2 protein-coding genes and 1 pseudogene are annotated in these 1,655 nt (G+C 74.9%); all 3 read right to left on the bottom strand.

All coding sequences use genetic code 11. The features are described from left to right. The coding region (locus HW445_RS30085; RefSeq protein WP_180223971.1) for a maleylpyruvate isomerase N-terminal domain-containing protein at positions 1–263 on the bottom strand (263 nt) is incomplete at its 3' end. Further along, positions 263–1,102, bottom strand: coding sequence for a fumarylacetoacetate hydrolase family protein (locus tag HW445_RS30090; protein ID WP_180223972.1), 840 nt, complete (start codon positions 1,100–1,102; stop codon positions 263–265). The genes HW445_RS30090 and HW445_RS30085, both read right to left, overlap by 1 nt. Then, positions 1,099–1,655, bottom strand: a pseudogene (locus tag HW445_RS30095) (cupin); the annotation flags it as partial. The gene HW445_RS30090 and the pseudogene HW445_RS30095, both read right to left, overlap by 4 nt.

A 1,655-nucleotide genomic window follows, 5' to 3' on the forward strand; every position in this document is an offset into this window, starting at 1 on the left:
CGGCCGCGTTCGATGCCGGCGGCGCGCTCCTCGGGCGAGGCGTACATGGGGGTGACCTCGCCGGTGGCGGCCCAGTGCACCAGGTTGGACAGCGCCTCGGCGTTGGCGGCGACGTGCGCGGCCAGGTGGGCGCGGCTCCAGTGCGGCAGGGCGCTGGGCGCGGCGTAGGCCTGCTCGTCGAGGCCGGCGGCGGCCCGCAGCACCAGTTCGGTGCCGAGGGCCGACCAGCGGCGGGCGTCGGCGAAGGTCCGGGTCGCGGACATCAGGCGGACTTCTCCGCGACGACCCGGTTCTCCAGGCGGCCGATGCCCTCGATCTCGGTGACGACCGTCTCGCCGCCGGTCAGGTAGCGGGCCGGCTTGCGGGCGTGGCCGACGCCGCCGGGGGTGCCGGTGGCGATGATGTCGCCGGGGTTGAGGCGGACGACCGTGGACACGTACTCGACCAGGTCGACCGGGTCGAAGAGCAGGTCCCCCGTGGTGTCGGACTGCATGACCTCGCCGTCCACGGTGAGCGTGACGTCGAGGGCGGGGCGGACGCCGCCCGGCAGCTCGTCCGGGGTGACCAGGTAGGGGCCGACCGGGGTGCTGGAGTCCCACATCTTGCCCTGGAGCCACTCACGGGTGCGGAACTGCCAGTCCCGGCAGGTGATGTCGTTCAGGACGGTGAACCCGGCGATGGCCCGCTCGGCCTCCTCGCCGCGCGCGCGGCGCACCGGCCGGCCGACGACCACCGCGAGTTCGACCTCCCAGTCGAAGGCGTCGGTCTCCCCGGGGCGCAGGATGTCGTCGCGGGCGCCGATCAGCGAGTCGGCGAACTTGGCGAACAGGGTGGGGTGTTCGGGCAGGTCCCGGCCCATCTCCTGGATGTGGTTGCGGTAGTTGAGGCCGACGCACACCACCTTGGTGGGGGCGGGCACCACCGGGGCGAGGTCGGCGCCGGCCACCGGGTACCTCGTGCCGTCCGCCGAGGCGGCCAGCTCGCGCCAGTCGTCCCGGGCGAGCAGCGCGCCCACGTCGGCGACGCCGAGGTCGACCAGTTCCTCGCCGTCGAGCCGGACGGCCCGGGTGGTGCCGTCGGTGCGGAGGGTGGCGAGCTTCATCGGGTGGTTCCTTCCACGTGGGTGCGGTCGAGCCGCAGGGCTTCGAAGACGGGCGCGTCACTGAACCGGAAGAGGTCCAGGGCGCCGGAGTCGGAGTCGGTGGAGCCGGCCTCGGAGCGGACGGACAGCGGCTGCCAGGACGGCACGACGAACAGGTCGCCGCGGGTGACGGACCAGGTGGCGTCGCCGACGGTGACGGTGCCGGAGCCGTCGAAGACCTGGTAGACGGAGGAGCCGGTCTCGCGGACCGGGGCGGTCTCGGCCCCGCGGGCGACGCGGTGCATCTCGGCGCGGAGGGTCGGCAGCACGTCGGCGCCGGTCGCCGGGTCGGTGAAGCGGACCGCGGCGTGCCCGGGCTCCACGGTGCCCCCGTGGCCCTCCGCCTCCAGGGCGAGCTGGTCGCTCAGCGCCCGGTCGGTGTGCTCCCAGCGGTAGGCGAGCAGCGGCGAGCCCGGGCCCGTGGCGCCGGCGGCGACGGGCTTCAGACCGGGATGGCCCCACAGCCGCTCGGAGCGCGAACGGTCCGGGGTGATGCGCTCGGCGTCGCTGATCG

Origin of the sequence: Streptomyces sp. UH6 (assembly GCF_013421635.1) — a bacterium.
Lineage (GTDB): Bacteria > Actinomycetota > Actinomycetes > Streptomycetales > Streptomycetaceae > Streptomyces > Streptomyces abyssomicinicus.